We start from the raw sequence: 17,244 nt of genomic DNA, 5'->3' as shown, positions 1-17,244 counted from the left end.
CGACCGGCCTGGCCGTGGTCATGGTTTTGGCCGCACTCACCCACGCCCGCCGCAAGGAACCCGGCGCGATCGCCTTCGACATCGTTCTGCTGATCATGAGCGCTTTGGTGGCCTGGGGACGCTTCGGCCCCTACAGCTTCTGACCCCGCGCCGGGCCCCGCCGGGTCCTCAACCCGTTCACCGGAAAGGAGCCAATCCTGATGCGTGTCACTGTCTTCGGTGCGACCGGCGGTATCGGCCGCCTCGTTGTCCAGCAGCTGCTGGACGACGGCCATCAGGTCACCGCCCTGGTCCGCACCCCCGCCAAGCTCACCCTCACCTACCCGAACCTCACGGTCGTCATCGGACAGTTGTCCGACCGCGATGCCGTCCAGCAGGCCGTGACCGGCGCGGACGCGGTGATCAGCGCGCTCGGCCCGTCACTGAAGCGGTCCGCGACCGGCACCCCGCTGGCCGACGGGACGCGGATCATCGTGCAGGCCATGGAGAAGGAGAAGGTGGCCCGCTTCATCGGCCTGGCCACGCCCTCGCTAGCCGACCCGCGGGACAAACCGCACTGGAAGCACAAGGTGCTGCCCGTCATGGCCCAGCTGATGTTCCCCAACGCGCTCGCGGAGCTGAAGGGCATGACCGAGGCCGTCACTTCCTCCGATCTCGACTACACCATCGCCCGCATCACCAACCCCACCAACAAACCCGCCACCGGCCGGATCCGCTCCGGCTTCCTCGGTCATGACCGCATCGGCTCCGTCATGAGCCGCGCCGACATCGCGGCTTTTCTCACCGCCCAGCTCGCCGACACCCGCTACCAGCGAGCCATGCCCGCCATCAGCAACTGACCCACCTTTCAAGGAGCAGGCCGAAATGACCACAACCACCGACCTGTCCTATGTCGACCCGGCACGGATCAATCCCCGCGCGGTCCGCCTTGTCGAGGCGGTTGAGACTCTGATGTGGACGGTGGGCGGTCGAGTGGACGGTGATTCCGAGGGCATGCATGGTTCGGGTGCACGACGGCTGGCCTCACGTTCGGACTCAGGATCTCGTTTCCCTGATCAACAACGCTTGCCGATGTCTGCCGACAAACGCCGGTGACGCTCATCCAGATGAGGCAGGCACGCTCACCATTCGACCGCGATGTACTTGGATTCGGTGAATTCGAGCATTCCCTCGTGCCCGCCTTCCCGACCGATCCCGCTCTGCTTGGTGCCACCGAAGGGAGCGGCCGGATCGGACACGACACCCCGGTTGAGGCCGACCATGCCCGAGTCCATCCGTTCGGCTACCCGCAATCCCTTCGCGAGATCGCCGGTGCACACGTAGGACACCAGACCGTACTCCGTGGCGTTGGCCAACTCGATCGCCTCGGCCTCGGTGTCGAAGGCGACCACCGGGGCGACCGGACCGAAGATCTCCTCCTTCAGCACCGGCGCATCGGGGTGCACATCGCTGAGCACCGTGGGTGGGTAGAAGTAGCCGGGTCCGTCCACAGCGGCTCCTCCGGTAACGACCTTGGCGCCCATCTCCACGGTCTGGCTGACCAGTGACGCGACCTTGTCCCGGGAGGTGGCGTTGACCAGCGGGCCGAGGCGGACATCCGCATCGAGACCGTGCCCCATGCGCAGCGACGCCATTTGCGCTGCCAGCCGCTGGGTGAATTCGGCGACGGCCGGCCGTTCGACGTAGAACCGGTTCGCCGCGGTGCACGCTTCACCGCCGTTGCGCATTTTGGCGACCATCGCGATGTCCACCGCCGAGTCCAGATCCGCGTCCGCGAACACCAGGAACGGCGCGTTGCCGCCGAGTTCCATCGACGAGCTGACGACCGTATCGGCCGCGCTCGCCAGCAACCGGCGACCAACCTCGGTGGACCCGGTGAACGACACCTTGCGGACGCGCGGATCGTCGAGCATCGCCCGCACCACCGAACCGGAGCGGGACGAGGGCAGCACGTTCACCACACCACCCGGCACGCCCGCCTCGGTCAGCAGGTCCGCGATCGCCAGCGCGGTCAACGGGGTTTCACTGGCCGGCTTGAGCACCACGGTGCAGCCGGCCGCGAGCGCCGGGCCGATCTTGCGCGTCGCCATCGCGGCCGGGAAGTTCCAGGGCGTCACCAGCACCGAGACACCGATCGGCTGGCGCAGCACGAGAATCCTATTGGCCCCCGAGGGCGCCGTCTGCACGGTGCCCATCGAACGCACGGCTTCCTCGGAGTACCACCGGAAGAACTCGGCTGCGTAGGCGACTTCGGCACGCGCGTCGGCGAGCGTCTTGCCGTTCTCCAGCACGATCAGCGCGGCCAACTGCTCGGCTCGCTCGGTCATCAGGTCGAACGCGCGGCGCAGGACGTCCGCCCGCTCACGGGGTGCAGTCGCCGCCCAGGTCGGACCAGCCGCGTGCGCGGCCCCCACGGCGTCCAGCCCGTCCTGGACGGAAGCGCTCGCCACGGAAGCGATTTCCGCGCCGGTCGCGGGGTCTGACACGCTGATGCGGGCACTGTCGGAGGACGGGCGGTAGATGCCGCCGATGAACAGCTCGACCGGAACGTCCTTCACGATCGAGTCGGGGTCGATGGTTGTCAACGGGACTCCTGTCAGTACTCGTTGGCGATGAACAGCTCCTGCGCGGGGAACTTCGTGATCACGTGCACGCCGTGCTCGGTCACCACGACCTCCTCCTCGATACGCGCCGCGGAGAAGCCATCCGAGGCCGGGCAATAGGTTTCGAGCGCGAACACCATCCCCGGCTGGATCTCCACGGGGTTGTCGAGGCTGTTGAGCCGCGAGATGATGGGCCGCTCGTGCAGGCCGAGTCCGAGCCCGTGGCCGAACTGCAGGCCGAAGGCAGCCATCTCGCTTTCGAAACCGAACTCGGTGGCCGGTGGCCACACCCGGGCCACCGCGTCGGTGCCCACGCCGGGGCCGACGATCTCGATCGCGGCGTCCATCCATTCGCGCGCCTTCGTGTAGGCGTCTCGTTGGGAGGCGGTCGCGCTGCCGACGCCGAACGTGCGGTAGTAGCAGGTCCGATACCCGTTGTAGGACTGGATGATGTCGAAGAACGCTTGATCACCGGGCCGGATCAGGCGATCGGAGAAGTTGTGCGGGTGCGGGTTGCACCGCTCGCCCGACACCGCGTTGATCGCCTCGACCTGGTCCGAACCCATCTCGTAGAGCCGCTTGTTGGCCAGTGCCACGATCTCGTTCTCGCGGATCCCGGGTTTGAGCACCTCGACGATGTCCTGGTACACGCCGTCGACCATCGCGGCCGCCTGGGTTAGCAGGGTGATCTCGTCACTCGACTTGATCTGGCGGGCGTCCAGCATGAGCTGCTGCGCATCCAGCACCTTCAGCCCCTGCCGCTGCATCTCGAACAGGAAAGGCGGCTCGACGATGTCCACCCCGACCGGCTGGTCGGCGAGGCCCGCGTCGGTGAGCATTTCCTTGATCTCTCGCACCGCCGATTCCATCAGCCCGGCGCTCGGCGCGATCGCACCCCGCAGGCCGAGCATCCCGGCGCGGCAGTTCTCCGTTGCCAGCCAGGGGGCGTACAGCTGGTGGTGCTTGGCCGCCGAGCCGAAGTCCCAGAGCACGGGCTCGCCACTGCGGGTCAGCAGCGCGTAGCGGGTCATCTTGTCGCCCAGTGCGCCGCCGATCCACGTCTGCGTCACGTAGCGGATGTTGTAGAAGTCGAAAAGCAGGAAAGCGCCGCATTCGCTGGATTCCAGTGCGGCTCTGGCGCGCCCGAGCCGGTAGCCGCGCAACCGGTCGAAGTCCACTCGCTGCTCGAAGTCGACCGCGCCGTGCCCCGGGGCGGGCAGCGGGCGGCTCTGCACGGTAGTCGTCATCTTCAGCCGTCCAGTCCGTCGTCGACAGTTGTGTGTTCGGGCGTGAGCTCGATGCCGGATCGCCTCGCTTGTTCGAGGATCAGCTCGGCGAAGTCGTTCTCCCGCGAACCGGCGCCGATCGCCTCGGCGATGAGCCCAGCGGTGGCCGAGGCGACGGGCATCGGGGCTTCCAGCTCACGCGCCGCGGCCAGGCCGAGGTCGAAGTCCTTGCGCAGCAACGGCATCGTGAATGTCGTCGTGAAGTCCAAATTGACCAGTGCGGGAGTCTTGTAGCGGGTGAACACGGAGCCCATCACGGAGTTGTTCAGGAACTCCAGGAACGCCGTGCGGCTCATTCCGCCCTTCTCCGCAAGCACGGTGATCTCGACGAGGGACTGGGTGACCACGCCGAGGAACACGTTGTGCGCGATCTTCGCCAATCGAGCGACCTCGCCGTCGCCGACGTAGGTGACGCCCCTGCCGAGCAGTTCCAGCAGCGGCCGCACGGCGTCGAACGCCTCCCGAGGTCCGGACACCGCCAATGTCAGCTTGCCCGAGCGAACCACTTTCGGATTGCCGCTGACCGGTGCGGCCAGGAAGTCCGTGCCGCGCTCGGCGGACGCAGCGCGAGCGGCGGCGGACGCCTCGGTGGACACGGTCGACGAATCGACGATCAACCCGGGGCTGGTACCGGCTGCGGTCAACACGCCGTTCTCGCCGGTGGTGACCGCAGCCAGGTCTTCCGACGCCGAGACCATCACGAACACCACGTCGCGATCGGCGAGATCGGCTGGTGCGTCCACCACCGACGCGCCTCGCTCGGACAGCGGTTCCGCCTTCGCACGGGTCCTGTTGTACACGGCGACGTCATGGCCTTCGTCCAGCAGGCGCGCGGCCAGCTGGAAGCCCATTCGCCCCGTGCCGATCCACCCGATCCGCGGGCGCTCGGCCGGACGATAACCCATCTGGTCCTCCTCGATGCATTCAGAATCAATTCCGCCCCCAGCGGCGCCAGCAAGAGCTCGGCGCACCAGATCAGTCCGCAGTCATTTCTGCAACCGATTGCAATACAGCTTGCTCCCGCTACCGCCGTGATGTCAAACGCCGTCAGACATTCCAGCGACAACCAGCTGCGCGACCGGTTGCAAAACCTGCCTATCATGTCCACCATGGGCAAACCGCCGACCATCGCCGACGTCGCCAAACTGGCCGGAGTGCACAAGGCCACCGCGTCCCGGGCACTGAACCCCCGCACGAGCAACCAGGTGACCCCCGCCACGGCGCGGCGCGTGCTGACAGCCGCGAAGCGGCTGCACTACCAACCCAACAACGTGGCCCGCAGCTTGAGCACGAGCCGGTCCGCGACCATCGGGGTGCTCATCCCCGATCTCACGAACCCCCTGTTCCCGCTCGTCTTGCGCGGGATCGAGGACGCGCTGGGCACGCACGGCTACACCGCCCTGCTGGCCAACACCGACGACTCCCCGGAGCGGACTCAGGCGCAGTTCGACGCGTTGCTCTCGCGCAAGGTCGACGGATTCCTGATGGCGACGGCGCGCCGCGAGGATCCGCTGCTGGCGCGCGCGCACGAGCATGGCATCGCGGTCGTGCTGATCAACCGCTCTACCGACGTCCCGCTGTTCCCAGTCGTCACCGGCGATGATTCGGCCGGGATGGCTGCGGCCATCGAGCACCTCACCGATCTCGGACACCGCAGGATCGCGCACCTGTCCGGGCCCAGCACGATGTCGACGGGCTTCGGGCGCGCACAGGCATTCCGGCAGACCGCTGCGGCGCACGGGCTGCCGCCCGCGGACACCCCGGTGGTGGAGTGCTCCTCCTACACCGAGGACGCGGGTGCTGCGGCCGCGCGTCGCTTGTTCGACGAGAATCCAGCTGTCACGGCGATCTTGGCTGGCAACGACATGATCGCGCTGGGTGCCCTGGACGTGCTGCGCGAACGCGGGCTGGACTGCCCGGACGACGTCTCGTTGATCGGCTTCAACGACATGCGCTTCGTGGACAAGCTGACCCCGCCGCTGACGACGGTCCACGTGCCCCACCACAGTCTCGGCGCAGAAGCCGCCCGGCTCCTGCTGGAACAATTCGCGAGCGCGGATCGCGTTCCGAAGACTGTGTCGTTGCCACTTCACCTGGTGGTACGGGGATCGACCGGACCTGCGCGAGCTGGCCGCTAGGCGACCAAGCGCAACGGTTCTTCGAGCGCCTGCGTCAGGGCAGCCATCCAGCGCGCCGCCAAGGCACCATCGATCGCGCGGTGGTCGACCGACAGCACGAGGGACAGCTGCGTCGCGACCTCGACCTCGCCATCTGCCACAACGGGTTCCGGCACTGCGGCGCCGACCGCCAGGATCGCGGACTGCGGTGGATTGATGATCGCCGAGAACTCCTCCACACCGAACATGCCCAAGTTGGTCACGCTGATCGAGCCGCCCTCCAGATCGGACTGCCGGAGGGTTCCGTCGCCCGCCCGACGCACGAAGTCCCGCACCTGAGCCGCGATCGCGCTCGGCGACGTCTTCTCCACACCTCGCAGGACCGGCGTGATGAGCCCGCGCTCGGCGGCGATCGCGACCCCGATGTCGACCGATTCGAACTGGCGCAAGGCGTTCTCGGTCCAGATGACGTTGGCCTCCGGCACGCTCTGGTGCGCGACCGCGACCGCGCGGAGCACCAAATCGTTGACGGAGATCTTTGCCGGTGAGATCTCGTTGAGCTGCCTGCGCAGCGCCAGAAGAGCATCGACGCGGGCACGCCGCGTGACGTAGAAGTGCGGGATCACCTGTTTGCTCTCCGTCAGCCGGGCCGCTATCGCGCGCCGGATCCGGGAGTGCGGGACGTCCTGATATCCCGCCTGCGGCGGTGGTACCGCGGCTTGCGGCCGCGGAGCCTCGGCGGGCTCCGGCGGTGCCGCCTGCTTCGCCTGCGCGATCGCCGTCTCGACGTCGCGCCGGACGATGCGACCGTTCGGCCCGGTGCCCCGAACCTGCTCCGGGGTCAGGCCCGCTTCCTTCAGCAGCCTCCTAGCGAGGGGGCTGCTGAACACCCGCTCGGGCTCGGTCGGCTTCGGCCGCGCAGGCTCGGGCACCTCCTGCGGCGGTGCGACCGGAGGTGGTGCGGATGCACCTGGCACACCGAGGTCGGCGAGCAACTGGTCTACGTCGACGTCCTGCTCGCCGTCGGCACCCAGCAGTGCCATGGGCGAGCCGACCTCCACCGAGGTTCCGCTCGGCAGCAGCGCCCGGAGGAGCACGCCATCCATTTCTGCTGCCACCTCGACGGATGCCTTGTCGGTCTCGATGAGCGCGATCGGCTCCCCCGTGGTGAACGGGGTGTTCTCCGCCACCAGCCACTCCGACAGCACAGCTTCCGTCGCACCGGCCGCGACTTCGGGCATCCGCAGCAGCGTTGCCATTGGTTGGACTCCTTGATTTCTCCGAGGTCAGTTGGCAGCGATCGTCCGCAGCACGGTGACGACTTCTTCGGTGCGGGCGATTGCCGCGCGTTCCAGGACCTTGCTGATGCTGGGGGCGGCCTCCCGGCCGGTGACCCGCTCGACCGGCGCGTCCAGCCAGTCGAAGCACCGGCGCTGGATCTCGTCGGCGAGCCAGCCGCCGTAGGAGGTTCCGACGGCGCCCTGCTCGACGATCAGCACCCGGTTGGTCTTGCGGACGCTGCGCTCGATCGTCTCCCAGTCGAGGCTTGCCCGGTCGAGCCAGCGCAGGTCGATCAGATCCGCTTGGACCTCGGGCACCTGGTCCAGCGCATCGAGGCAGTGCCCGACCATCGACAGGTACGAAATCACGGTGACGTCGCCGCCTTCCCTGCGCAGCGCCGCCTTGCCCACCGGGATCCGGTAATCGAGGTCGTCCACCGGCCCCACCCCGGTCGAGGCGTAGAGGTCGACGTGCTCCAGGACGACCACCGGATCAGCACAGGCCAAGGCGGTGTTCACCAAGCCGACGTAGTCGAACGGGTTCGACGGCGCCACGACGCGCAGTCCCGCGGCCGTCGTCAGGATCCCGGCGGGATCCATCGAGTGCTGGGAGCCGTAACCGGTACCGGCCGCGAGCTTGCTGCGCAGCACGAACGGAACCGCGCTCTCGCCACCGAACATGTGACGCGCCTTGGCGACCTGGTTGAACAACTGGTCCGCGGCCACCCACATGAAGTCCGCGTACATGAACTCCACCACCGGCCGGAACCGCCCGTCCAGCGCCATGCCCCCGCCCAGCCCGGTGAAAGCGTTCTCGCTGATCGGAGTGCCCAGCACGCGGTCCGGGAACAGCTCCAGCGCCCGCTTCGTGGCGCCATTGGTGCCGCCCTTGAGCCGGTGGACGTCCTCACCGAGCACGATGATCCGCTCGTCGGTCTCCATCCGGCGAGCGAGCACGTCGCTCACGACATCGATGAACCGGCGCTCGCCGAGTTCACCGGCGAAGGTGTCCGCTTCCTCGTACCGGCTGCCGGCAAGCTCTCCGAGGTCCCCGCGGACACCGACGTCGACGAACCCCGGATCCGGCCACACGGCCGCCTTGATCTGGCGTTGTCCCGGCTTTCCGCCGGGCACGGGGTCCAGCAGGCTGTCGCCGATCTCCCGCAGCACCGCGACGACCTCGTCACGGGCTGCCGTGACGTCCTCGGCCGTCGCGAGGCCGCGCCGGATGACATGGGTGCGCAGCAACTCGATCGGGTCGCGGTCCCGCCACGACTGCTCCTCGGCCCTGTCGCGGTAGCCGAAGGCGCTGCCCGGGTACGGCCCGTTCTGGTGGAAGTACCGGTAGACCTCGGCCTCCACGATCGTCGGTCCGTTGCCCGCGCGCATGTGGTCGAGTGCCTCGCACATGGCGAGGTTCACCGCCAGCGGATCCATGCCGTCCACCCGCCAGCTCGGGATGTTGAACCCGAGGCCCCGCGCTGACAGCCGGGGCTCGGCGGTCGCTTCCCGGACCGAAGTTGAGACCGCGTACTGGTTGTTCTCGATGAAGAAGCAGATCGGGAGCCGCCAGGCCGCGGCGAGGTTGAACGTCTCCACCACCGATCCGATGTTCACGGCACCGTCGCCGAAGTAGGTCACGGTAACCGCGTCGGTGCCTGCCCGGCGCTGGTTGAACGCGAAGCCCGCGGCCTGGGGCACGCCGCCCCCGACGATCGCGTTCGTGCCCATGGCCCCTGCCTCGCGCCAGCGCAGGTGCATGGATCCACCGCGGCCCTGGCAATATCCCTCGGCCAGTCCGCAGATCTCGGCGAGGGTCCGGCGCAGCACGGTGCGCACGTCGTCGTTCAGTTCCGGCAGGACACCCGACTTGCGCGGCATGACGTGGCCGAACGCCTTCGCGAGGAACTGGTGGTGACCGCGGTGCGAACCGTTGACGTAGTCGTCGCTGCGCAGCGGCAGCACCGAGCCGACCGCGCCTCCCTCCTGGCCGACGCTCGAATGCGCCGGTCCGTGGATGAGCCCCTGGCCGGCCAGTTCGAGCACGTACTCCTCGAACGCCCGGATCCACAGCACCTCCCCGAGCAGTTGCAGCAGCAGGTCGGGCTCGGCGGCGTCCCAGTCCTCAGTGGACGCGGCCAGCCCGACCCACGGGGCGGCGGCGGTGAGGTTCTCATGGCTGGGCATCGATGCTCCTCAAAGACGACCTCTCAATAAATGGATCCAATCGGACCGTCGTACGTAGACTATGCCTACTATTGTGCAGAGTTGCAAGACCGATTGGATCCATTGGAGGCTAGATGTCCATCCCGGGAGTGACCCGCGTCGACCATTTCGGCATCACCGTCCCGGACCTGGATCAGGCCCGGCAGTTCTTCGTCGATGTGCTCGGCTGCGAGTACCTGTACACGCTGGGGCCGCTGCGCGACGACGAAGGCCGCTGGATGAGCGAGCACCTCAACGTGGCCGACCGGGCGGTCGCGCCGCGCATCCAGTTCTTCCGACTCGGCGGCCAGGCGATCCTCGAAGTCTTCGAATACCAAGCGCCCGATCAGCGCACCGAGCCACCGAGCAACAGCGACGTCGGCGGTCACCACATCGCGCTGTACGTCGAAGACCTCGACGCCGCGGTCGCCGACCTGCACCGGCGTGGCCTGCGGGTGCTGGGCAAACCGACGGCCAGCCGGGGACCGCACGAGGGCCAGCGGTGGGTCTACTTCCTCGCTCCGTGGGGTCTGCAGTGTGAGCTAGTGTCCTATCCGCGGGGAAAGGCGTTCCACCGCACCCCGGAAGCCTTCGGTTGAGGACAGGAGGTGGCAGTGGCCGATACCAACGGCGCCCCGCCATCCACGGTGGCCAGTCAGCGCGTCGCCGACCACCTGCGGGAGCAGATCCTGTCCGGGAAGCTCCCCCCCGGGACCCGCATCATCCAGGACGAGCTCGCCGAAGAGCTCAACACCAGCCGCATCCCGGTCCGCGAGGGGCTGCGCATCCTCCAATCACGGGGATTGGTCACGATGCGTGCGAATCAAGGCGCCTGGGTTACCCAGATGGACATGCGCGAGTGCGGGCTGAACTACCAGATCCGCGAGCGGCTGGAACCGTTGCTGCTGGCCGAATCCGCGCCACGACTGTCCGAAAACGACATCGCGGAGCTGGCCGGGATCCAGGACCGAATCGAGCGGACCGACGACGTCGAGGCGTTCCTGGTGCTGGACCGGCAGCTGCATTGGGCCAGCTACCGACACCACCGCGCCGAGGGGCTCGCGTCGATCGTCGCGCGGCTGTGGGACACCACCCAGCACTACCGGCGGGCGTTCACCCGGCTGACCTGGACACCGCGTCGCTGGATCATCGACTCCGAACACCGGCTGCTGATCGAGGCGCTGCACGATCGCGACCATAATTCCGCCCAGCGGATCTTGGAACTGCACATCCGCCGCACCCGCATCGAACTCGACCGCCACCCAGAGGTGTTCCAGGTTCGGTAACTCCGAGCACGGCGGCCAGCGGATACGGTGTCGCGTCGCATTGCACAGGCAGCGACAACCGGTTGCAGTTAGCTCTTGTCTCCACTCTTTCTGCCACCCTGGGCGTTCCGCAAAAACCAGCAGCTTGACAACGCGACAACTTACCAGCAAGGTTGCAACCGGTTGCAGGTCGGCTCTCGGTAGGATTCGAGATTTGTTACGCGCGGCCCGCTCTGCCCCGCAGTGCCACTGACGTACTCCCCGCCACCGCAACCGGCTCGACGAGAACCCGTGCCACGAGGCACACGTCGCAACGAAGCGAGCTGGAGCCAACATGACGAACCGTACTAAATGGACAGTCCTAGGGACGTGCTTTCTCGCGTACACCTTCGACGCCGTAGAGCTCGTGGCCTTGACGGTAGCGCTGCCCACCATCCGCGCGGATCTGCATCTCAGCCCAGTTCAAGGCGGCTGGCTGGCGACCATGACGTTGCTGGGCATCGGCATCAGCAGCCTGGGTTCCGGCTGGTTCGCCGACAACTACGGGCGCAAGCCCGCGTTGTTGATCTCGCTGGTCGTTTTCGGTGTCTTCACCGCGCTGCTGTCCGTGACCACCAGTTTCTGGCTCTTCCTCGCATTGCGGTTCATCGCTGGTTTCGGCTTGGGCGGGGTGTGGAGCGCGGTATCAACGCTGGTCGTGGAAACTTGGCCGAAAGCGCAAGGAGCCCGCGCGGTCGCGTTCGTGATCGCCGCGTTCCCGGCTGGCGGGGTGCTCGCGTCCCTGGCCGGATCGCTGCTGCTGCCCGATTGGCACCTCATGTTCCTCGTGCTCGGCGTCGCGGTGGTGATTCCGGTCGTGGCCGTCATCTTCACGATTGAGGAATCGCCTCGTTGGCTGGAGCAACGTCGGGCACGACCGGTGACCGATGGCAAGCGCGCTTCGGTCGGGATCGGCGAGATCTTCCGACCGGGGTTGGTGAAACTGACCGTGATCGGAACCATCGTGGTGGCCCTGGCCCAGGTCGGATTCTGGGGCGTCAACACCTGGCTGCCGACCTTCCTGGCCGACCGCGGTCTCGACATCAACGTCGTCGCGCTGCTGGTCGCCGCGAACAACGCGGCGATGTTCGTGGGGTACAACGTGTTCGGGTTCGTGGCTGACAAGATCGGCCGCAAATCGACCCTGATGCTGACCCTGCTGGCCTCAGCCCTGATCCTGCCGATCTACGTGGTCACCCGAAACGAGGTCTTGCTGATGTGGATCGGTCCGCTGTTCGCTTTCGTCGCCTCATTCGGTGCTCTCTTCGGTGCCTACCTCGGTGGTCTGTTCCCCACCCGCGTCCGGGCCAGCGGTGCGGGGTTCTGCTTCAACGTAGGACGAGGCGCTTCCGCGTTCGCTCCCCTGGCCTTGGGCGGGATCGCCGGCGGGTACGGTCTGGTTACGGGTCTGATCCTGTGCGGCGGTTTCTTCGTGGTGTCCGCGTTGACCATGATCCCGCTGCCGAACGACCGACTGGTCGAGGAAACTCCCAACACCTTGCCGACCACCTCGGATGTGGTCACCAGCTGACGTCGTACCGCGCACTGCGTCCGGCACCGAACCCCGTGGGACAGCCGATACCTGCTGTCCCACGGGGTCCGGCCTGGAATGGACACTTCCACTGCTCCAACATGGACGGACAGGCACGCAGACGGGGGCAAACGCAAGACTCTGGTTGGCGTTTTGCGGCCAGCCCGTAACTATGGCAGTCGCCCGGAATCCCATGTGTTCTCCGCAGGAAGTTGGCCTTGCGGCAGGGACAGCGGGTCGCTCGCTCACGCTGTGAAGCGCTGGCGTATCGGGGTGAGGAAGGTTCGTGCGGCTGCGGTGGGCGTCCCGGCCGGAACAGCGATCGTGACGTCCCATCGTGGCGCGTCGGTCGGGAGGGTCAGGCTCGCCAGCTTGCCAGCCTTCTTGCGGGCAATAGGACCGGGTACGATCGCCACCCCCAGCCCCATGCCGACGAGATCGAGAAGGGTGTGGACATCGTTGACCTCGGAAGCGATGTGACGCGAGATCCGGGCCGCTGCGAACGCGTGGTCGGTGACTTGCCGAGAGCCCCAGTCTGGGTGGAAATCCACAAAGGACTCCTCGGTCAGCGCCTCCCAGTCGACGCACCCGGTGCCAGCGAGCCGGTGCGTCGGATGGCAGATCAGCGTCATGGGTTCGCTGGCCAGCTGGATCAAGGTGACGCCAGGCGGGCAGTTGGTGGATCCGGCGATGAAGGCCACGTCGAGCAGTCCGCCGCGCAGGTCTTCGAGAAGGTGCATCGACCCGGCTTGTTGCACCAGCAGCTCCACCCCCGGGTGCACAGCGTGGAAGCGGGCGAGCTCCTCCGGGACATCGACCACGCCCAGGCACTGCTCGGTGCCGACGCGCAGTCGACCACGCAGCAGTCCCTGGACGGCGGCGACCGCCTCGCGAGCGGCCGTGACGCTAGCAAGGGTGTGGCGCGACTCCTCCAGCAGCGCCTGCCCAGCTTCGGTGAGGTGCACGCGTCGCGTGTTGCGGATGAACAGCTCTGCGCCAAGCTCTTTCTCCAAGGCCCGGATGGAAGCCGACAGCCCGGACTGGGAGATGAACAGGCGCTCGGCGGCCCGGGTGAAGTGCCGTTCCTCGGCCACGGTGACGAAATGCTCGAGTTGCCGCAGGTCCACGATTCAGAACTCTAGCTGCTCGCTGTCATCGGTTTCTACTGTTGGACTGCTGAGTGGGGGTAGGGAGATGGTGGGTGCACGGCAACAACGGAACCCGATGTTCGCGGAACGGAGCCGATGTACCCCGCACCTCAACTGAGCGTGGACGAGGCCAGCAGACTGGCGGTCGCCGCAGTCGCCGCCGACCTGGAGCACTGGGCGTGCTCGGTCGCTTGCGGTGGGCAAATCGAGCTCAGCGAGCTGATCGAAGTCCTCGGCATCATCAGGACGACCAGCATCCCGCGCTCCGCACCCAACTCCCCCATTGCCGCACAAGACTTCGATGGAGAACCGGACGACGGAGGAACCGCACATGCAGTCACGCCAACTCGGTGACACCAGGGTCAGCGCGATCGGGCTCGGCGGCATGCCGATGTCGATCGAGGGACGCCCCGACGAGCAGCGTTCGATCGCGACTATCCACGAAGCACTGGAAGCCGGGGTCACCCTCATCGACACTGCCGACGCCTACCACCGCGACGCCGACGAGGTCGGGCACAACGAGTCCCTGATCGCCCGCGCGTTGGCCAGTTTCGGCGGCGACAGCTCGGAGGTGGTGGTCGCGACCAAGGGTGGCCACCTGCGCCCAGGCGACGGTTCGTGGATCCTGGACGGATCGCCGGAGCACCTCAAGGCGGCCTGCGAGGCATCGCTGAAGCGACTCGGCGTCGACGCCATCGGCTTGTACCAGTTCCACCGACCTGACCCGGCCGTTGCCTACGCCGAGTCGATCGGCGCGATCCGCGATCTCCTCGACGAGGGCAAGATCCGGTTCGCTGGCATCTCCAACGCCAACCCCGACCAGATCCAGCAGGCCGATGAGATCCTCGGCGGCCGGCTGGTCAGCGTGCAGAACCAGTTCTCGCCTGCCTTCCGGTCCAGCGAGCCGGAACTCGATCTGTGCACGGAAATGGACATCGCGTTCCTGCCGTGGAGCCCGCTGGGCGGGATCGCCCGCGCCCGCGAGCTGGGCTCGCGATTCGCGGTGTTCGCACAGGTGGCACGGGACCACGGGGTGAGCCCGCAGCAGGTCTGCCTGGCCTGGATGTTGGCCAAATCACCCGTTGTCATCCCGATTCCGGGCGCTTCGCGCCCGGAGAGCATCCGCGACTCGGTCAACGCGGCGAACCTGAAGCTGTCCGAAACCGAGTTGGCCCAACTGGATTCCGCCTAGCACTGCCCCGAATCCGTCCGGACCGACGAATGAAAGATCAAAGAACATGCGAACGACGAGTCTCGGTAGGACCGGCCTGCAGGTTTCCCGAATCGCATTCGGAACCTGGCAACTTGGTGGTGACTGGGGTGGTTTCGACGAGGACGCCGCAGTTGCCGCCATCCGCCACGCGCGTGATCTGGGCATCAACTTCTTCGACACCGCCCAGGGTTACGGCTTCGGCGCGTCGGAACGCCTGCTGGGCAAGGCGCTGCGCCACGAGATCACCAGCGACCGCGACAGCGTGGTCATCGCGACCAAGGGCGGCATCCGACCCAACCGCGGTGGGCGCGACGCCTCGGCGGCGTACCTGCGCCGTGGCGTCGAGGACAGCCTGCGCGCCCTCGGCGTCGACACCATCGACCTCTACCAGGTCCACTGGCCGGACGTAACCGTCCCGGCCGAAGAGACCGCGAGCGCGCTCCAGGAGCTCGTCGAGGCCGGAAAAATCCGATACGCCGGAGTGTCCAACTACGACGCCAAGCAGATGGCGGAATTCTCCGCGATCCGCCCCGTGGACACCCTGCAGCCGCCCTACCACCTGTTCCGACGCGGGATCGAGGCCGAGATCCTGCCGTACACCATCGCGCACGACATCGGCGTGCTCGTCTACAGCCCGCTCGCCAGCGGACTGCTCACCGGCCGGTTCGACGAGAACACCACATTCGAGGAAACCGACTGGCGCAGCAGGGCAACCGCCTTCACCGGCGAGAAGTTCCGCCGCAACCTCGCCATCGTGCGCGAACTCGAAGAGTTCGCCGCGGAGCGCGGTATCAGCGTCAGCCAGCTCGCCATCGCGTGGGTCCTCGCCCAGCCCGGCGTGCACGTCGCCATCGTCGGCGCCCGCAGCAGAATCAACATCGAGTCCAGCGCCGCAGCCGCCGACGTGCAGCTGAACGCACAGGACCTCGCACGAATCAACACGATCGTCGCCGACGCCGTCCCAATCGAGGGCGCCACCCCGGAAGGCGTGCTCTAGCACGCGACAGCAGACTGGCTCCGACTCGGTGACGGCACCTCCCGAAGCTCGTGGGACGCCGTCACCGAGTCGCGATAGCAATGCACACGATCGCCGGAGACGCCTGCCCCATCTGGCAATTCCAATCGTGCCGTCGCGGAATGGCTCGATCATCTACGAACACGTTCGCCGCCAATCGAATCCGTTTCCGCGATTCCTGGACCACGCACCGGCACGGTCACGGCTAGCGCGAGGACCGTGAAAGCTCGGTGGCGCTGGAACCCGACACTTCGCTCACCGTCCACTCCGGTCGGCTAACTGAACCGGCCTCGACAGCGCTCGTGCCGCGAGCAGGACGATGACGTTGGAAGAGAACAGGAACGCGGCAGCGCGGGCAGAACGGTCACCATCAGTGCGGAGATGCCGAGAATTCGTCCGCACAGGTCGAACAGTGGGCTGGGCAGTACCCATCACCACCACGAAACCAGACTTCGGACGGCGGATGTGGTTCGGCTACCCGACGAACGGCCAGACAGCCGGCAGATCCAGACCGCTGGTGTGCCGCGCAGTAACGCTCTGCCGTACCGCTCAGCCGATGTCGACGGTGATCTTGCCGGTGGCGGTGCGATCGCCGATCGCGGTGTGCGCGTCGGCCACGGTGCCGAGCGTGAAGTGCCGTGGGTCGAGCAACGGCGTGATAGCGCCCTGCTGCACGAGTTTCGCGACTTCGCGAAGGATGTCGCCGTGGTGTTCCCGGCCGCGACCCGACAGCATCGGCAGCAGCGTGAAGACCCCCGAGTACGTGGCGCCGCGGAACGACAGCGGCGCGATGCTGTGGGTGCCCCACCCCAGGGAGCTGACCACGTGCCCGGTGTAGTTCCGTACCGCCGCGAACGACGCGTCCAGCACGGCCCCGCCGACGGTGTCGTACACCACGTCGAACCCCTGGCCATCGGTGTGCTCGGCGACGTACTGCTCGACCGCGGTCGCGGTGAAGTCGATGGGGGTAGCACCGAACTGCTCGACGACGGCCAGTTTTCGAGGCGACTCCGTGGCGTACACGTCAGCACCGAACGCCCGCGCGATCTGCACCGCCACGTGGCCGACGCCGCCGGCACCACCGTGCACGAGGACCTTGTACCCCGAGCGCACCCGTGCCCGGTCGACCAGTCCTTCCCAAGCCGTGATCGCCGCCAGTGGCAACGCGGCCGCCTGCCGCTGATCCAGCGACGTGGGCTGGCGCGCGATCAGCCGGGCGTCCACCGCTGCGTACTCCGCGAGCGATCCCTGCAGCTCGCCGACTCCGCCGGTCAGCCCGTACACGGCATCACCAGGAGTGAAACCGGTGACACCCACGCCGGTCGCCTCCACCACGCCGGCGAGATCAAGACCGAGCACGGCGGGCGGCTGGACCCTGGCGTGTGCGGCCTGCCCGGCCGCGATCTTCGTGTCCAGCGGGTTCACGCCGCTCGCCGCGATCCGGACCAGCACCTGACCTGGCCCGGCCTCCGGCTGGTCGAGTTCCCGCAGCATCAGCGGGCCGCCGAACTTCTCCAGCACCACCGCACGCATTACCGCCAC

Annotated in this window: 17 protein-coding genes; 10 read left to right on the top strand and 7 right to left on the bottom strand. The window is 67.3% G+C overall.

Annotated features, from left to right (window positions below; all coding sequences use genetic code 11):
- Nucleotides 1–14: 14 nt before the first annotated feature.
- From MOQ72_RS33560 to MOQ72_RS33550, 3 genes are read left to right on the top strand one after another with little or no spacing between them, the layout of a single operon-like run.
- Entirely contained in the window at nucleotides 15–143 is a 129-nt protein-coding gene (locus MOQ72_RS33560) for a hypothetical protein (RefSeq protein ID WP_308198027.1), read from the top strand.
- 57 nt (nucleotides 144–200) lie between these two features.
- Complete coding sequence (locus MOQ72_RS33555; protein WP_242189787.1) at nucleotides 201–839, top strand: NAD(P)-dependent oxidoreductase; 639 nt, start codon at nucleotides 201–203, stop codon at nucleotides 837–839.
- 25 nt (nucleotides 840–864) lie between these two features.
- Nucleotides 865–1,095, top strand: a complete 231-nt coding sequence (locus MOQ72_RS33550; protein ID WP_242189786.1) for a hypothetical protein — start codon at nucleotides 865–867, stop codon at nucleotides 1,093–1,095.
- Between the two features lie 26 nt (nucleotides 1,096–1,121).
- Here MOQ72_RS33550 and MOQ72_RS33545 read toward each other — a convergent pair whose 3' ends face one another.
- From MOQ72_RS33545 to MOQ72_RS33535, 3 genes are read right to left on the bottom strand one after another with little or no spacing between them, the layout of a single operon-like run.
- Nucleotides 1,122–2,585, bottom strand: coding sequence for an NAD-dependent succinate-semialdehyde dehydrogenase (locus MOQ72_RS33545; RefSeq protein ID WP_242189785.1), 1,464 nt, complete (start codon nucleotides 2,583–2,585; stop codon nucleotides 1,122–1,124).
- Nucleotides 2,586–2,596: 11 nt separating this feature from the next.
- A complete protein-coding gene (locus MOQ72_RS33540; RefSeq protein ID WP_242189784.1) occupies nucleotides 2,597–3,850 on the bottom strand; it encodes a M24 family metallopeptidase in 1,254 nt (417 codons plus the stop codon).
- A gap of 2 nt (nucleotides 3,851–3,852) precedes the next feature.
- Nucleotides 3,853–4,794, bottom strand: coding sequence for an NAD(P)-dependent oxidoreductase (locus MOQ72_RS33535; protein ID WP_242189783.1), 942 nt, complete (start codon nucleotides 4,792–4,794; stop codon nucleotides 3,853–3,855).
- 204 nt (nucleotides 4,795–4,998) lie between these two features.
- Here MOQ72_RS33535 and MOQ72_RS33530 point away from each other — a divergent pair, with 204 nt between their 5' ends.
- Nucleotides 4,999–6,027 (top strand): LacI family DNA-binding transcriptional regulator, encoded by a 1,029-nt coding sequence (locus tag MOQ72_RS33530; protein WP_242189782.1) that lies wholly within the window; start codon nucleotides 4,999–5,001, stop codon nucleotides 6,025–6,027.
- Here MOQ72_RS33530 and MOQ72_RS33525 read toward each other — a convergent pair.
- Together MOQ72_RS33525 and MOQ72_RS33520 are read right to left on the bottom strand one after the other, a co-directional pair.
- Nucleotides 6,024–7,265 carry a dihydrolipoamide acetyltransferase family protein gene (locus MOQ72_RS33525; protein WP_242189781.1) on the bottom strand — a complete coding sequence of 414 codons (1,242 nt, stop codon included), beginning with the start codon at nucleotides 7,263–7,265 and terminating at the stop codon, nucleotides 6,024–6,026. The genes MOQ72_RS33530 and MOQ72_RS33525 overlap by 4 nt on opposite strands.
- A 27-nt stretch (nucleotides 7,266–7,292) precedes the next feature.
- A complete protein-coding gene (locus tag MOQ72_RS33520) occupies nucleotides 7,293–9,473 on the bottom strand; it encodes an alpha-ketoacid dehydrogenase subunit alpha/beta (RefSeq protein ID WP_242189780.1) in 2,181 nt (726 codons plus the stop codon).
- A 113-nt stretch (nucleotides 9,474–9,586) separates the two neighbouring features.
- Here MOQ72_RS33520 and MOQ72_RS33515 point away from each other — a divergent pair, with 113 nt between their 5' ends.
- From MOQ72_RS33515 to MOQ72_RS33505, 3 genes are all read left to right on the top strand, one after another.
- Nucleotides 9,587–10,090, top strand: coding sequence for a VOC family protein (locus tag MOQ72_RS33515; protein WP_242189779.1), 504 nt, complete (start codon nucleotides 9,587–9,589; stop codon nucleotides 10,088–10,090).
- A gap of 15 nt (nucleotides 10,091–10,105) precedes the next feature.
- The gene (locus MOQ72_RS45380) at nucleotides 10,106–10,777 is read left to right on the top strand and encodes a GntR family transcriptional regulator (RefSeq protein WP_242189778.1); all 672 of its coding nucleotides are present in this window, start codon (nucleotides 10,106–10,108) and stop codon (nucleotides 10,775–10,777) included.
- A gap of 313 nt (nucleotides 10,778–11,090) precedes the next feature.
- Nucleotides 11,091–12,326, top strand: coding sequence for an MFS transporter (locus MOQ72_RS33505; protein ID WP_242189777.1), 1,236 nt, complete (start codon nucleotides 11,091–11,093; stop codon nucleotides 12,324–12,326).
- Between the two features lie 245 nt (nucleotides 12,327–12,571).
- Here MOQ72_RS33505 and MOQ72_RS33500 read toward each other — a convergent pair whose 3' ends face one another.
- Nucleotides 12,572–13,453, bottom strand: coding sequence for a LysR family transcriptional regulator (locus MOQ72_RS33500; protein ID WP_242189776.1), 882 nt, complete (start codon nucleotides 13,451–13,453; stop codon nucleotides 12,572–12,574).
- Between the two features lie 117 nt (nucleotides 13,454–13,570).
- On the opposite strand from MOQ72_RS33500, the gene MOQ72_RS33495 reads away from it, so the two are divergent.
- Genes MOQ72_RS33495 through MOQ72_RS33485 form a run of 3 tightly spaced genes read left to right on the top strand, consistent with a single transcriptional unit; the run spans nucleotide 13,571 to nucleotide 15,684 of the window.
- Nucleotides 13,571–13,828 carry a hypothetical protein gene (locus tag MOQ72_RS33495; RefSeq protein WP_242189775.1) on the top strand — a complete coding sequence of 86 codons (258 nt, stop codon included), beginning with the start codon at nucleotides 13,571–13,573 and terminating at the stop codon, nucleotides 13,826–13,828.
- Entirely contained in the window at nucleotides 13,806–14,666 is an 861-nt protein-coding gene (locus MOQ72_RS33490) for an aldo/keto reductase (protein ID WP_242189774.1), read from the top strand. The genes MOQ72_RS33495 and MOQ72_RS33490 overlap by 23 nt, the downstream gene beginning before the upstream one ends.
- Before the next feature lie 46 nt (nucleotides 14,667–14,712).
- The gene (locus MOQ72_RS33485) at nucleotides 14,713–15,684 is read left to right on the top strand and encodes an aldo/keto reductase (RefSeq protein ID WP_242189773.1); all 972 of its coding nucleotides are present in this window, start codon (nucleotides 14,713–14,715) and stop codon (nucleotides 15,682–15,684) included.
- A gap of 567 nt (nucleotides 15,685–16,251) precedes the next feature.
- Here the strand turns inward: MOQ72_RS33485 and MOQ72_RS33480 are convergent.
- Nucleotides 16,252–17,235 carry a zinc-dependent alcohol dehydrogenase family protein gene (locus MOQ72_RS33480; protein WP_242189772.1) on the bottom strand — a complete coding sequence of 328 codons (984 nt, stop codon included), beginning with the start codon at nucleotides 17,233–17,235 and terminating at the stop codon, nucleotides 16,252–16,254.
- Nucleotides 17,236–17,244 lie beyond the last annotated feature (9 nt).

It is taken from the genome of Saccharopolyspora soli, from assembly GCF_022678645.1.
Taxonomy (GTDB): Bacteria; Actinomycetota; Actinomycetes; order Mycobacteriales; family Pseudonocardiaceae; genus Saccharopolyspora; species Saccharopolyspora soli.
This window is presented reverse-complemented; position numbering and strand designations above follow the sequence as displayed.

What these genes read in the sequence shown, in the direction of transcription:
- MOQ72_RS33485 (WP_242189773.1), top strand. Translation starts at nt 14,713, where the DNA reads ATGCGAACGACGAGTCTCGGTAGGACCGGCCTGCAGGTTTCCCGAATC.
- MOQ72_RS33505 (WP_242189777.1), top strand. Translation starts at nt 11,091, where the DNA reads ATGACGAACCGTACTAAATGGACAGTCCTAGGGACGTGCTTTCTCGCG.
- MOQ72_RS33535 (WP_242189783.1), bottom strand. Translation starts at nt 4,794, where the DNA reads ATGGGTTATCGTCCGGCCGAGCGCCCGCGGATCGGGTGGATCGGCACG.
- MOQ72_RS33525 (WP_242189781.1), bottom strand. Translation starts at nt 7,265, where the DNA reads ATGGCAACGCTGCTGCGGATGCCCGAAGTCGCGGCCGGTGCGACGGAA.
- MOQ72_RS33495 (WP_242189775.1), top strand. Translation starts at nt 13,571, where the DNA reads ATGTACCCCGCACCTCAACTGAGCGTGGACGAGGCCAGCAGACTGGCG.
- MOQ72_RS33490 (WP_242189774.1), top strand. Translation starts at nt 13,806, where the DNA reads ATGCAGTCACGCCAACTCGGTGACACCAGGGTCAGCGCGATCGGGCTC.
- MOQ72_RS33520 (WP_242189780.1), bottom strand. Translation starts at nt 9,473, where the DNA reads ATGCCCAGCCATGAGAACCTCACCGCCGCCGCCCCGTGGGTCGGGCTG.
- MOQ72_RS33540 (WP_242189784.1), bottom strand. Translation starts at nt 3,850, where the DNA reads ATGACGACTACCGTGCAGAGCCGCCCGCTGCCCGCCCCGGGGCACGGC.
- MOQ72_RS33530 (WP_242189782.1), top strand. Translation starts at nt 4,999, where the DNA reads ATGGGCAAACCGCCGACCATCGCCGACGTCGCCAAACTGGCCGGAGTG.
- MOQ72_RS33550 (WP_242189786.1), top strand. Translation starts at nt 865, where the DNA reads ATGACCACAACCACCGACCTGTCCTATGTCGACCCGGCACGGATCAAT.
- MOQ72_RS33555 (WP_242189787.1), top strand. Translation starts at nt 201, where the DNA reads ATGCGTGTCACTGTCTTCGGTGCGACCGGCGGTATCGGCCGCCTCGTT.
- MOQ72_RS33515 (WP_242189779.1), top strand. Translation starts at nt 9,587, where the DNA reads ATGTCCATCCCGGGAGTGACCCGCGTCGACCATTTCGGCATCACCGTC.
- MOQ72_RS33480 (WP_242189772.1), bottom strand. Translation starts at nt 17,235, where the DNA reads ATGCGTGCGGTGGTGCTGGAGAAGTTCGGCGGCCCGCTGATGCTGCGG.